The following is a 12,933-nucleotide window of genomic DNA, read 5'->3' as shown; positions in this document are numbered from 1 at the left end:
GGATTGATTCTGCTGAAATGTAACCCTTAAAAAAACAGAGCATTGGGATTAATAAAGCTAGTTTGTTCCCATGAAAGACAAAGCAACAGAGTGATAAAATCTGTGTCAATAATTTTATAAAATGGTATTGATTCTCAATTTTTGGGTAAATTGAGAATCACCATTTTATAAACTTTCTTGTTTATAGATATTCTTAAAAAAGAAAAAACTTCCAAAAAAAAATAGCCGGTAAAATTTTACCGGCTATTTTTTTATATATCAATGAATTAATTATCCATTCAAAGCTTCTGCTCCACCTACGATTTCTAAGATCTCGTTTGTAATAGCCGCCTGACGTGCTTTGTTGTAAGTTAATTTCAATTGGTTTCTTAATTCTGTTGCATTGTCAGTTGCTTTATGCATAGCTGTCATACGTGCACCATGCTCAGAAGCAAATGAATCACGAATACCTTTGTATAATTGTGTTTTTAAAGACTTAGGAATTAAAGTCAAAACAATTTCTTCTTTTGAAGGTTCGAAAATATAATCTCCCGCAGAAACTGCAACATCAGATTTAATAGGTGCTAAAGGCAAAAACTGCTCTGTCTGAACAATTTGAGTTGCAGCATTTTTAAACTGATTGTAGATTAATTCAATTCTGTCATATTCTCCAGACAAGAATTTCTCAGTTAAATTATCTGCAATTCCAGCAACATTTTCGAAAGTTAAATGATCAAAAATTGCATTATGATGTCCATGAACTTTATGCGTTTTGCTTAAAACGTCATTTCCTTTTTTACCAATAGCAAAAACATCAACTTGTTTTCCCGCATAAAAATCAGTACGATTTTTAATCTCTTTAATAACATTTGAATTGAATGCACCACATAAACCTCTGTTTGAAGTTATAGCTACAAGCAATACTTTTTTTACTTCACGCTGAGTCGTGTAATCTCCTCCAACTTCACCTTCAAGTGTAGCAGAAAGATTTTGCAATAACTCCGTTAATTTCTCGGCATAAGGGCGCATCGCAGTGATTGCATCTTGTGCTTTCTTAAGCTTTGCAGCAGAAACCATTTTCATAGCCGATGTAATCTGCATCGTCGATGAAACGGAAGTAATTCTATTACGGATTTCCTTTAAATTTGCCATCTATTAATTAGAAAATGTGACAATTTGAAAATTAGATAATTAGAACAATGTTTTAAGCATTCTCTAATTATCTAATTTACCAATTATCTAATTAGTTATATTTTGCTGAGATTTCTTTTGCCGCTTTTTCGATAACATCAGTAATAGTGTCATCTAATTTACCAGCTTTCAACGCGTTAAGCGTATCTTTATGTTTACTGTTTAAGTAAGCTAAGAAATCAGCTTCGAATTCTTTTACTTTATTTACAGGAACGTTTCTTAATAAGTTTTTAGAACCAGCGTAAATAATAGCAACTTGATTTTCAACTGGATAAGGATCATTCAAACCTTGTTTCAAGATTTCAACGTTTCTTTTTCCTTTTTCGATTACGTTTAATGTAACAGAATCTAAGTCAGAACCAAATTTAGCGAAAGCTTCTAATTCACGGAATTGAGCCTGGTCTAATTTTAAAGTTCCAGAAACTTTTTTCATTGATTTAATCTGAGCATTACCTCCAACACGAGATACAGAGATACCTACGTTAATAGCAGGACGAACTCCAGAGTTGAACAAATCTCCATCAAGGAAAATCTGACCATCTGTAATCGAAATTACGTTTGTTGGGATATATGCAGAAACGTCACCAGCCTGAGTTTCGATAATTGGTAAAGCAGTTAATGAACCACCACCTTTTACGATAGACTTGATAGAATCTGGTAAATCGTTCATGTTTTTAGCGATACCATCATCAGCAATAACTTTACAAGCACGCTCTAATAAACGAGAGTGTAAGTAGAAAACGTCTCCAGGGTAAGCCTCACGTCCCGGTGGTCTTCTTAATAAAAGAGAAACCTCACGGTAAGCAACAGCTTGTTTAGATAAATCATCATACACGATAAGTGCCGGACGACCTGAATCTCTAAAGTACTCTCCAATTGCAGCACCCGCGAAAGGAGCATAAACTTGCATTGGAGCTGGATCAGAAGCATTAGCTGCAACGATAACTGTATAAGCCATTGCACCTTTTTCTTCTAACATTTTAGCGATTCCTGCTACAGTTGAAGCTTTTTGCCCAATTGCAACATATATACAGAATACAGGTTTTCCTGCATCGTAAAATTCTTTTTGATTTAAGATTGTATCGATACAAACAGTTGATTTACCTGTTTGACGGTCACCAATTACAAGCTCACGTTGTCCACGACCAACAGGGATCATAGCATCTACTGCTTTTACTCCAGTTTGTAATGGCTCTGTTACCGGCTGACGGAAGATAACACCAGGTGCTTTTCTTTCTAAAGGCATTTCGTATAAGTCTCCACCAATTGGTCCTTTTCCATCAATTGGAAAACCAAGAGTGTTAACTACACGTCCTACCATTTGCTCACCTACTTTAAGAGAAGCAATACGTTGTGTTCTTTTTGCTGTTGAACCTTCTTTGATTCCTGTTGATGGTCCTAAAAGTACCACACCAACATTGTCTTCTTCAAGGTTCAATACAATAGCTTCAAGTCCGTTATCAAATTCAACTAACTCACCATATTGTACATTAGATAGCCCGTAAATACGAGCAATACCGTCTCCAACTTGAAGTACTGTTCCTACTTCTTCTAGCGTAGCACCAGATTCAAAACCTTCTACTTGCTTTCTTAATATTGCTGAAATTTCAGCAGGTTTGATTTCCGCCATCTTAATTTATAATTTAGACACTTTTTATGTGTAATAAAACTAATTACTTAACTCTCTTTTTAATACTTGTAATCTGTTTGCAACAGAAGCGTTGTATTGATTATCTCCTATTCTCAAAATAAATCCACCAATAATTGAAGGATCTACTATATTTTCAATTGTAATTTTTTTATCTGATAAAGTTGCAACTTTTGCCAGAACTTTAGCTTCTAAAGCAGCATCCATCGGAATTGCCGTAGTAACAGTTACTACTTCAACACCATTACTCTCATCAAATAATTTGTTGTATTCTACTGCAATTGCATTTAGAATTTCAAATCTTTTGTTTTCAAACAATAAGTGGAATAAACCTTTGGTTACGCCATTTACATCTGCGAAAACTTCTAAAAGAGCACTTTCTTTAACTTCAACTTTTGTAGTTGGGTTTTGTATAAATGTACTCAATTCTGTATTAGTCTCAATTGCAGATGCAATTGATTTCATATCGTTATTGACAGCTTCGGCAACACCTTTAGAGTTTGCTAAGTCTAGAATTGCTTTTGCATAACGAATTGCTGCTCTTGTACTTGCCATAATCTTAGTTTAACTTTACGTCACCTAACATTTTCTCAACTAATTTAGTTTGAGATTCTTTGTTAGATAATTCTTCTTTCAATAATTTTTCAGCGATGCTTAATGATAAAGTTGAAACCTGAGATTTCAATTCGGCCATTGCAGCATTTTTTTCACTTTCGATAGCCGCTTTTGCCTGCTCAATCATTTTTTGACCAGCTTCTTGTGCTTCGTTTTTAGAATCAGCTATCATTTTCTCTTTCATTTCACGAGCTTCTTTTAGCATCGCGTCACGTTCTGCACGAGCTTCATTCAAAATTCTTTGATTGTCAGCTTGTAAATTTTCCATTTCTCTCTTTGCGTTTTCAGCAGAAAGCAATGCATTTTTAATACCTTCTTCTCTTGCAGTAATAGACTCCATAATTGGTTTCCATGCAAATTTCACCAAAAGTAAAATTAATACTAACAAGATTAAAGCTTGCCAAAAGAATAAACCGAATGAAAAATCGTTAATTAACTTATCCATTTTATAACTATATTAAATATTTAATTTCTTTTTTAAAAGTAACAACACCTTTAACCAACCGTTAAAGATGTCGTTATTTTTCTCTTTATTATTTTCCTAAGATTAAAGCAGCAAATGCTAAACCTTCTAATAAAGCCGCGATAATAATCATCGCAGTTTGAATTTTACCAGCAGCTTCTGGTTGACGAGCAATAGCGTCCATAGCAGATCCACCGATTTTACCTAAACCTAAACCTGCACCGATTACTACTAAACCTGCACCTACTAAAGTTGGAATTGTTCCCATAAGTATTTATATATATAAAATTAAACTTCTAAATTAAATAATTGCTGTTTCGTCTTCGTGGTGGTGAGCATGATCATGATCCTGAACAGCCATACCAATAAATAGTGATGATAACATCGTGAAGATAAACGCTTGTAAAAATGCAACTAAAACTTCGATAACTGAGATAAACAATGTTAAACCTAATGAGATTGGCAAATCTGCAGCTAAATTTTTACCCACAAAGATCATAGCGATCAAACTCATAATTACTACGTGACCTGCAGTAATGTTTGCATACAAACGAATTAATAATGCAAATGGTTTTGTTAATGTTCCTAAAACTTCAATTGGAGCTAAGATGATTTTCATTGGAACTGGTACTCCCGGCATCCAGAAAATGTGTCCCCAATAATCTTTGTTTGCACTAAATTGTGTAATTAAGAAAGTAAATGCAGCTAAACAAACTGTAATAGCAATATTACCTGTAACGTTAATTCCAAGAGGAGTCATTCCTAATAAGTTCAATAACCATACAAAGAAAAATACAGTTAATAGGTAACCCATATATTTACGGTATTTTTTCTCACCAATATTAGGAACGGCAATTTCGTCTCTAATAAAAATAATAAGCGGTTCTAAAACTCTTCCAAATCCAGTTGGGATTGGTCCTTTTTTGTATGATCTTGCTAAACCAGTAAACATTAAGAATAATAATACTGATACAAAAAGCATTGAAACAACATTTTTTGTAATTGAAAAATCTAAAGGTTTTTCGTTTGATGGATGACCGTGTTCGTCAAAATTAATTGTACCGGCTGCATCTGTTTTATAAATTTTACCGTGAACTAGTTTGTAAAAGTTTCCGTCAACTTCTGCAACTTCTTCTCCGTGGTGTAATTTTGAAGATGAGAAAATTTTCAATCCACCATCTATAAGTATAACTGGTAATGAAAATCCGTAGTGTTTATTTTCTTTTTCATCTGAAAAGAAAACAAAGTCATGAGAATCCTGTAAGTGGTGATCAATAAAAGCATCCACTTTTGCTTTTGGATCAAGAGCTGCGTGCTCTCCTTCCACAGGGGCATTATGTGAAATTACTTTCTCTTCATGAACTGCTTCAGTTTGTACATGCGTTGAGTCAGTCTCTGGGTTTGCGAAACCCATAATTGGTAGAGAAGCTACAAAAGCGGCAAGAATAAATCTGAGTGGTTTGTTTGGAATCACCATATCTTTTGAAAATCTTATTTTTTTACGTTTCTAAAATTTGGTGCAAAGGTACATTTTTTATTAATATTCAAAAGGATATGAAAAATTATTTTTGAACCTTGTTTTACATATTCGTGATTTTAACGCTTTTCATTTAATAATCGGACAGTTAAAAGCGTCTGAAATAACAAAAACAAAATAAATGTTATAAAAAAACTGACTTTTTCAAGATTGACTGTTTCTGATTTGGTTTCTAAAATTGGCTGCAAAATTAAATATCCTAACAGCATTTGTGTAAAAGTTCCAAATAAGAAAACCATTCCCACGATTTGAAAATTCTTCTTTTTTACTATTAATAATATAAGGTATAATAAAGCGGATAGTCCGAAAAAAATTAAATACAGAAATTCTATACTGTAATGAAATTTCTGAACATCAATTTTTAAAAAATAAAAAATCGCTTTATGCAGCACGCACGCCGCTAAAGCGAAATAAAATAAATGAAAAACAGGTTTGTAATTTTTTAAAAGCATTTGAAATAATTTTATGCAAAGATGCAACTTTTATCTAAAGCTGCTTTTCATTGCTAAAATTACTTTGTTTTATTAATGTCATTAACCTGGCGAATGACATTATATAGGGCAAGACCAACTCCCAGCATTACAAAAATTGTATTGTAATATACTTTGGGACTTGGATGATTTTCGTCCAGCCAGGTTCCGAAATAAGAAAAAATAAAAATAATAACCCCCATTTGAAAGGGGATATTAATAAGCGCGAGCCATTTATTTCTTCTGTTATTATTCGGCTCCTTTTCCATCTTTTATAGTTACTTCTTTATTAGGTGTAAGCATAGTACATGTTGCTGTAAACTCTGCTCCTGGTTCTATCGAAAGTTTTCCAACGGCAACTTCTCCATGAATTTGGGCTGTTGCTTTAATATTAAGGATTTCCAGAACTTTGATTTTTCCGTGAAACTGTCCTTCAATATCGGCATTATTGCATATAATTTCGCCTTTTACAATCCCGGATGCGCCTATTACTAATTTTCCCTGCGAGGTAAAATTTCCAATTAATTCTCCATCCAATCTAAAATCTGCTTTTGAGACTATGTCTCCTACAATAGAGGTTCCTTCAACAATTCGGTTTGTTTTTCCTAAAAGTTCTGTTCCGTTTTTTTTTACTTTATCAAACATTATATTATGGGGTTTTTGGGGCAAGGTAAGCATCGAGGTTCTTTTTAATTTGAACCACTTTGTAATTATCTGTTGACATAATTACTGCTGGATGTGCAATTTTATATTTTTTGTCATCTCTTAAAACTCCCGCAACATCTTTAGCATAGGCCTCAGATTTCAAACCATGAATAGCCACAAAACTGTCTGTTCTATTGTATTTATCAAAGGAAGTTGTTAATCTTTCGTAATTTTCGACTAACAAAAATACTCTAATAGCTTCTTCTATTTGTTTACGCGTTTTAGAATCATTATTAGGAATTAAATATAAAATTTTCCAGCTTTTATTGTCTTCTGTTGTAAAATTTAATCTTTCTAAAACAGGAACTTGTTTCTCAAGAATTTCTCTGGCATTTTTACCCTCTTCACTATTTGGGTAGTTATCTGCCACTGCTTCTAAACCTTTTTTATACGCTTCGAGTCCATTTACTTTTCCTAAAGTATTGGCTTTTAGCAATTCAAATTTAGAAACAATCTCATCTCCTGAATATTGATTGATTAAATTGTCGATATTATCCAAGACAACATCAAATTGTTCATCCTGAAAAAGCTTGTACCATTTTTGGTATTCTTTTTCCGGTGAAGGCATATCATCTGTATTTGTGTTGTTTAAAATCTGCGCATATCTGGAATTTGGATAATTCGCTGTTATATCCGATTTTATTCTTTCGGCCTTAGCCGGATTTGTAATTTGATAAATTTTATACAAATTATACATTGATGGCAAAATCAGTTTTTCTTCCGGATTATTTTTTAATAATTGTTCCAGCTTGTCACTTGCCAAAGTATATTCTTTGAATTTTTCTTTATAGATAAGTCCTAATTGATAGTAGGCAAAATTGCGTTCTGTTCCTATGCTGTCGATAGCCGCTTTTGTTTTTGGAAGCTGTTTTTCGTAAAAATCAGTTGTATATTTTTCTATAACAACTGTATCTTTTAATTTATTTGCTGTTTCTTCGTTTATACTATCATTACGCATTGCTGCATCGTTGGCAGATTTTATGGCAGATAATCTCCAGTTGCCGCCAAGATTTCGATTACCCCACATTTTCCTGAATTGCAATTTTCCGTAAGCAACCGTTGTTGGATTGTAAAAATAGAATGTACTCACAGGGTCATTACCTGATGGAGGTTTAATTCCATCAGTCGGAACATCCACAGGTTTTCCTAACGAATTTGGATTAACAGCCGTTGGCGCGCTCGAAGCACTGTTGTTTCGTTCAATATTGACTAATTTTTCTTTCTCTTTTTCTTCTAGAATTCGTTTCGCTTCGTCTTTCTTTTTAAGTTCTGCGATGTAACTTTCAAAATAAATTTTTCTTTCAGAATCCGGCAGTCCGTAAACTTTAATGATACTGTCATTTCGTTTTGCAATTGCTTCGTACTTAATTACGTTATCGAGGTTTTTTCTGTTTTTTTCGATGAAAGCAAATTCTCTTGTCTTAGGATTTAGTTTTGTCAGTGTGCTGTCGTAGTATTTCGCAGCCATTGTATAATCTGTATTTTTAAAATACATATTTCCAATATTTCGATATGCCGATGCTGATAAATATGGATCTGTAGATTTTCTGCCCAAAGATTTATTATAGAATTTCAATGCGTTTTCATTGTCTTTCTTTTTATCATAGAAAACTCCCATTTCATAAAAAAGCACATCATAATAAGGGCGGTTTTCACGATCTTCGACTAACTTATTATAGGTTTTCAGGAAAATAGTGTCGTTTCCTTTTTCATAATCATACATCTGCGCTTTTTTGGCATACGCGTGCATCATATATTTTCTGTCGGCTTTACGGTTCATGTCGATTACGCCGTCGTAATAATATGCGGCACTGTCTTTCATGCCGGCTTCCTGATACATTTGTCCTAATATAAAACGATATCTGGCACGATCCTCATTTACACGCGAAAATTCTTCGGCAATCTTTAGTTTAGTAACAGCACTGTCTCTTTCTTCTAAGTTTAAAAAAGCTTCGGCCAATAACGCATTTGCATCAGAAAAAGTCTGTTTGTTTAAATCTGTTTTCTTTAGTAAAAGATTAATATTTTTTACCACAATCGCATCATTTCCTAAACGCATATTGGTTTTTTCGCGCCAGATTTTTGCTGTGTAAATATTACTGCTGTTTGGATATTTGTAAAGAATGTAATTAAAAGCTTCTAATGCCGGAATAAAACGCTGATCATAATATCTGGCCTTTCCAAGCATTAAGTAGGCTTCATCTATTTGATAGTTTTTTTCTCTTCCTCCAATATTCATGGAGTGTTTTTGAATTGCTTTTGTAGCCTTTGTTTCTGCTTTTTCAAAATCGGGGTTTTTAGTTTTTTCCCCTTCAGAAAAATTTTCATCAAACTGCATTTTTTCAATTGGCAGAATACTCCAGAAATTATCCTGATTATTTGCCTGAATAGATTTTAAACCTTTTTCAAGACCTAATCCACCATTATACAAAATGTTGTATTTTGTACTTAATGCATGCGAATTCCTGTTCACAAAAGTATTATTCTTGGTAGAACACGCTATCAAAAGAAATAAAAAAATGAGAAAAAAACTATATTTAAGAGTATTCTTTTTCAATAGAACTGATTTTAAAGCATTAACTTCTAAAAAGCATTTTTAGTATAATGACTTGTAAAAATACGCTTCTTTTTGAAATATAGAAACTTAAACCGCAAAAAACGATTCGAGTTCTTGTAAGGTTTCTTTTGAGGTTTGGATATCCTTTACAATTTCACCTTTATTAAGTGCCACAATTCGGTCGCAAACCTCTACAGTGTGCTGTAAATCATGGCTCGAAACCAAAACGGTAACATTTGGATTTTCGGCCAATTCTTTTATAATTTTCTTTAAACGGCTTACAGTTGTGGGATCTAAATTTGCAAAAGGTTCGTCTAAAATTACTACTTCAGGATTACCAATTAATGTGGCAATAATTCCCACCTTTTTTTGATTTCCTTTTGATAAATCCCTAAGGTATTTTTTGTTGTTTAAAATTTCTCCGTTAAAAAATTCTTCATGCTTTGCCAGCAGTGCATCAATATCGGCTTTGTTTTGGTTACGCAGATCTCCGATAAAATAAAAATATTCCTCGGGAGTTAAATATCCTATCAGGAAACTTTCATCTAAAAAAGATCCAGTAAACGATTTCCAGTTTTCGCTTGTATTTACCTGAATATCATTATTTTTTATATATCCTGTAGAAGGCTGGATTAAATCTAAAAGCAAACTGAAAAAAGTTGTTTTTCCTGCTCCGTTATTTCCTACCAGTCCAAAACTCTGTCCTTTTGGGATTTCAAGATTATGAATGTTTAAAACTGTAGTTCCGTTATATTTTTTTGAAAGTTCATTTACTTGTATCATGGTGTTATTTTAGATTGTTGATTTTAGATTAAAAAATCAGTTTATTAATATTCAATGTCAATCCGATAAAGTTTTTCTTATTATCAAATTGACACATTCTTAAATTATTCTAACTCTTTTGTTTATAAGCGCTTATTGTGCTGTACTTTTCGATTTTATATCTTTTTTCGATTAAAGAAAAAACTCTGTCTTTAAAAATAAAACCTAAAACTCCTGCTCCAGCAACCAGCGACAGTGCAATAGCTTTATTTCCAAAATGCATTCCTAACCAGTAAATTAAAAGCGGTAAAAATATCTTGGGAAGAGATAACAGCATAGCATTTACATTAAATGCTTTTTTATCTCCAAAAGCTCCTCCTGCACTACTTAAATCGATTGGTGTTTTAGTAAAAGCTCCTCCCAAAAGAACTAGATGAGAGTTTACTCCAATATTGTAAATAGCTCCTACAACGATTGTTAAGTAAACCTCCCATCCATAGAATAAATAAAAAGAGGCAATTATTGTAGAGAAGAAAGTAACAATAACAATCAGCCACCATTTTGAGGTAATATAACCACGATACGGAATATTTTGTGTCATCATTAATTGATAATACGAACTATCCCAGCTTGGTACAAACTGGCCAAATACAAATAAAAATCCGCCGGAAACAAATATACCTGCAAAAATGTGCGCATTACTTCAGGCTGATAGGAGTTTCTAAAAAAGAGCAATACGTAAAACAAAAATAGAAAACTCATAAAAATAGTAGTTTTGGATCTTTTGTTTCTTTTTATCAGTTTGATATCATTTTTTAAAAATGTTCCTAAAGTTCCAAATTGATTCAGCCAAGAAAGATTTTCTGTTGCTGCAATATCATGTTTTAAAGATAGGCCGGCATCGAGATATAAATTGTTTTTGAAATATTTGAATGTAAAGGCATATAATGCTATCAATAACAAAACCGGAATTAAAAATACGCCCTCTATTTCATAAAAATTCTGAAAGAAAGGAGTTGTAAATACAGTTATATCAAATAATTTATAGTATTGTGCACCAGCCAAGGCTAAAATTAATACCACAAATACAACAAACAATTTGTCGATATTACTTAAAATAATATTCAGAAAATTATTAATGTAGATAAAAGACATCGCTCCTAAATACCAAAAAAGAATTCCAACAACATCGTATCCTTCTAAAATTAATACAACTGAAAACGGAATAAAAAATAAGGTATGAACCCAGTTAAAGAATGACAAAACTGTTTTTCCTAATGAAAAATGAACAATAACGGGCTTTTTAAAAGGCAAAACCAATAATGGTTTGATATTTAAAACCGGGATTGACTGCAGTAACAATCGAATTACTAAATCGAATAAAAAATAATAGACTAAAAATCTATTAACTGTAACTAATGGTTCGAGATTCATTTTTTTAAGAATGTAAAATGCACCTACTCCCATCCCGATAAAAATTAATGAAAAATAAATCATTAATAAACCCAGTATAATTTTCATTGCCAGGTTTTTGCCAAATGATGCCGATCTTATAAAGGCTTTCCATTCGAGATAAATAAACTTTTTAATCATGGTTAATTGGTTTTGATTTTTGTAGTAAGAGATCAAATGTAGGAAAACGTTACAAAAAAAGTTAAAAAAAATATTTTAGTAAGTGTCAATTACTTATGGTTTGCTACTTTTGCAAAAAATTAAAATCATGCCTTCATTTTTAAAACTTATAATTAAAGAGGTTAAACGCGAAACTGCCGATGCTGTTTCGGTACTTTTTAATGTTCCAGAAGAACTTAAACAAGACTATAAATTTATAGCCGGACAATACATAAACTTAAAACTAACTCTTGATAATCAAGAAATCCGTCGTGCTTATTCTATTTGTTCTGCACCAGAAAGCGGTGAACTGCGAATTGCAGTAAAAGCAGTAAAAAACGGTCTTTTTTCTCAGTTTGCCAATACAAAATTAAAAGCCGGAGATGTTCTTGAAGTGGGTCAGCCAGAAGGAAAATTTACTTTTGAACCTGATGCTGAAAGACAAAAAAATTATGCGGCGTTTGTTGCCGGAAGCGGTATTACGCCTGTACTTTCTATCATAAAATCAGTTTTAAAAAATGAGCCAAAAAGTTCATTTGTATTGGTTTATGGAAACAGAACTCCAGAGCAGACTATTTTTCACCAGGAATTACATGACTTACAGTTACAATATGTAGGTCGTTTTTTCGTGCATTATATTTACAGCCAGGCAAAAGTTGAAAATGCATTGTTTGGAAGAATCGAAAAATCAACAGTGAATTTTGTATTGAATAACAAACACAAAGAACTTGAATTTGACAAATTCTATTTATGTGGTCCTGAAGAAATGATCAATACAGTTTCTAATGTTTTAAAAGAAAAAAATGTAAAAGAATCTGCTATTAAATTTGAACTTTTTACATCTTCGTCTGAAGAACACGTAATTCAAGGTTCTCAGGAAGGACATACTAAAATTACTGTTTTAGTTGATGATGAAGAAGTTACTTTCGAAATGTCTAAAAAGCAAACTATTCTTGATGCGGCTTTAAAACATGGTGTAGATGCTCCCTATTCTTGTCAGGGCGGTATTTGCAGCAGCTGTTTAGGACGTGTTACGGCAGGTTCTGCTGAAATGACAAAAAATTCGATTTTAACGGATGGTGAAATCGCAGAAGGTTTAATTTTAACTTGTCAGGCTCATCCAACATCAGATACTATCTATGTTGATTATGATGATGTTTAGTCGATTCATATTTCAATAAAAAATCGCAATATTTAAAATCCAAATTCCAAGTTAAATTGGGATTTGGATTTTTTTGTTTAAAAGTTCAGAATCTCAGATTTAAAAACATTTTAAACAATACACAAAAAAGCATTCAAATATTTAGACATTTTTAAAAAAGCAGGCTTAAAATTTAGTATATTAGTATTGTGCTTAAGTCTGATACATCTCTTTTTAAAAAACAGAAAGACATG

The 12,933-nt window shown here is 32.4% G+C and carries 11 protein-coding genes and 1 pseudogene; 1 reads left to right on the top strand and 11 read right to left on the bottom strand.

Features of this window, described 5'->3' with window-relative positions; all coding sequences use genetic code 11:
* Nucleotides 1–270: 270 nt before the first annotated feature.
* The 11 genes and pseudogenes from atpG to BKM63_RS06270 all read right to left on the bottom strand — a co-directional run bounded on the left by atpG (nucleotide 271) and on the right by BKM63_RS06270 (nucleotide 11,520).
* Nucleotides 271–1,131, bottom strand: a complete 861-nt coding sequence (gene atpG, locus BKM63_RS06325; protein WP_071635785.1) for an ATP synthase F1 subunit gamma — start codon at nucleotides 1,129–1,131, stop codon at nucleotides 271–273.
* A gap of 91 nt (nucleotides 1,132–1,222) precedes the next feature.
* The gene (gene atpA / locus BKM63_RS06320; protein WP_071635784.1) at nucleotides 1,223–2,800 is read right to left on the bottom strand and encodes a F0F1 ATP synthase subunit alpha; all 1,578 of its coding nucleotides are present in this window, start codon (nucleotides 2,798–2,800) and stop codon (nucleotides 1,223–1,225) included.
* A 39-nt stretch (nucleotides 2,801–2,839) separates the two neighbouring features.
* Nucleotides 2,840–3,373: an ATP synthase F1 subunit delta gene (gene atpH / locus BKM63_RS06315; RefSeq protein WP_071635783.1), complete on the bottom strand. Its 534-nt coding sequence runs from the start codon at nucleotides 3,371–3,373 to the stop codon at nucleotides 2,840–2,842.
* 4 nt (nucleotides 3,374–3,377) lie between these two features.
* On the bottom strand, nucleotides 3,378–3,878 hold the full coding sequence (locus tag BKM63_RS06310) for a F0F1 ATP synthase subunit B (protein ID WP_026727280.1): 501 nt from the start codon (nucleotides 3,876–3,878) through the stop codon (nucleotides 3,378–3,380).
* 88 nt (nucleotides 3,879–3,966) lie between these two features.
* A complete protein-coding gene (atpE, locus tag BKM63_RS06305) occupies nucleotides 3,967–4,164 on the bottom strand; it encodes an ATP synthase F0 subunit C (protein WP_008465835.1) in 198 nt (65 codons plus the stop codon).
* Between the two features lie 33 nt (nucleotides 4,165–4,197).
* On the bottom strand, nucleotides 4,198–5,373 hold the full coding sequence (gene atpB / locus BKM63_RS06300) for a F0F1 ATP synthase subunit A (protein ID WP_071635782.1): 1,176 nt from the start codon (nucleotides 5,371–5,373) through the stop codon (nucleotides 4,198–4,200).
* 571 nt (nucleotides 5,374–5,944) lie between these two features.
* Complete coding sequence (locus BKM63_RS06290; protein WP_071635780.1) at nucleotides 5,945–6,172, bottom strand: AtpZ/AtpI family protein; 228 nt, start codon at nucleotides 6,170–6,172, stop codon at nucleotides 5,945–5,947.
* On the bottom strand, nucleotides 6,153–6,548 hold the full coding sequence (locus BKM63_RS06285; protein ID WP_071635779.1) for a bactofilin family protein: 396 nt from the start codon (nucleotides 6,546–6,548) through the stop codon (nucleotides 6,153–6,155). The genes BKM63_RS06290 and BKM63_RS06285 overlap by 20 nt, the downstream gene beginning before the upstream one ends.
* Nucleotides 6,549–6,552: 4 nt before the next feature.
* Nucleotides 6,553–9,165: a tetratricopeptide repeat protein gene (locus BKM63_RS06280; protein WP_071635778.1), complete on the bottom strand. Its 2,613-nt coding sequence runs from the start codon at nucleotides 9,163–9,165 to the stop codon at nucleotides 6,553–6,555.
* Between the two features lie 87 nt (nucleotides 9,166–9,252).
* A complete protein-coding gene (locus BKM63_RS06275) occupies nucleotides 9,253–9,948 on the bottom strand; it encodes an ABC transporter ATP-binding protein (RefSeq protein ID WP_071635777.1) in 696 nt (231 codons plus the stop codon).
* 109 nt (nucleotides 9,949–10,057) lie between these two features.
* A pseudogene (locus tag BKM63_RS06270) lies at nucleotides 10,058–11,520 on the bottom strand (DUF5687 family protein).
* Between the two features lie 127 nt (nucleotides 11,521–11,647).
* On the opposite strand from BKM63_RS06270, the gene BKM63_RS06265 reads away from it, so the two are divergent.
* Nucleotides 11,648–12,700, top strand: a complete 1,053-nt coding sequence (locus tag BKM63_RS06265; RefSeq protein WP_071635776.1) for a ferredoxin--NADP reductase — start codon at nucleotides 11,648–11,650, stop codon at nucleotides 12,698–12,700.
* The last annotated feature ends 233 nt before the right edge of the window (nucleotides 12,701–12,933 follow it).

This window comes from Flavobacterium johnsoniae, from assembly GCF_001879205.1.
In the GTDB taxonomy this organism is placed as follows: Bacteria; Bacteroidota; Bacteroidia; order Flavobacteriales; family Flavobacteriaceae; genus Flavobacterium; species Flavobacterium johnsoniae_A.
This window is presented reverse-complemented; position numbering and strand designations above follow the sequence as displayed.

What these genes read in the sequence shown, in the direction of transcription:
- atpG (WP_071635785.1), bottom strand. Translation starts at nt 1,131, where the DNA reads ATGGCAAATTTAAAGGAAATCCGTAATAGAATTACTTCCGTTTCATCG.
- atpA (WP_071635784.1), bottom strand. Translation starts at nt 2,800, where the DNA reads ATGGCGGAAATCAAACCTGCTGAAATTTCAGCAATATTAAGAAAGCAA.
- atpH (WP_071635783.1), bottom strand. Translation starts at nt 3,373, where the DNA reads ATGGCAAGTACAAGAGCAGCAATTCGTTATGCAAAAGCAATTCTAGAC.
- BKM63_RS06310 (WP_026727280.1), bottom strand. Translation starts at nt 3,878, where the DNA reads ATGGATAAGTTAATTAACGATTTTTCATTCGGTTTATTCTTTTGGCAA.
- atpE (WP_008465835.1), bottom strand. Translation starts at nt 4,164, where the DNA reads ATGGGAACAATTCCAACTTTAGTAGGTGCAGGTTTAGTAGTAATCGGT.
- atpB (WP_071635782.1), bottom strand. Translation starts at nt 5,373, where the DNA reads ATGGTGATTCCAAACAAACCACTCAGATTTATTCTTGCCGCTTTTGTA.
- BKM63_RS06290 (WP_071635780.1), bottom strand. Translation starts at nt 6,172, where the DNA reads ATGGAAAAGGAGCCGAATAATAACAGAAGAAATAAATGGCTCGCGCTT.
- BKM63_RS06285 (WP_071635779.1), bottom strand. Translation starts at nt 6,548, where the DNA reads ATGTTTGATAAAGTAAAAAAAAACGGAACAGAACTTTTAGGAAAAACA.
- BKM63_RS06275 (WP_071635777.1), bottom strand. Translation starts at nt 9,948, where the DNA reads ATGATACAAGTAAATGAACTTTCAAAAAAATATAACGGAACTACAGTT.
- BKM63_RS06265 (WP_071635776.1), top strand. Translation starts at nt 11,648, where the DNA reads ATGCCTTCATTTTTAAAACTTATAATTAAAGAGGTTAAACGCGAAACT.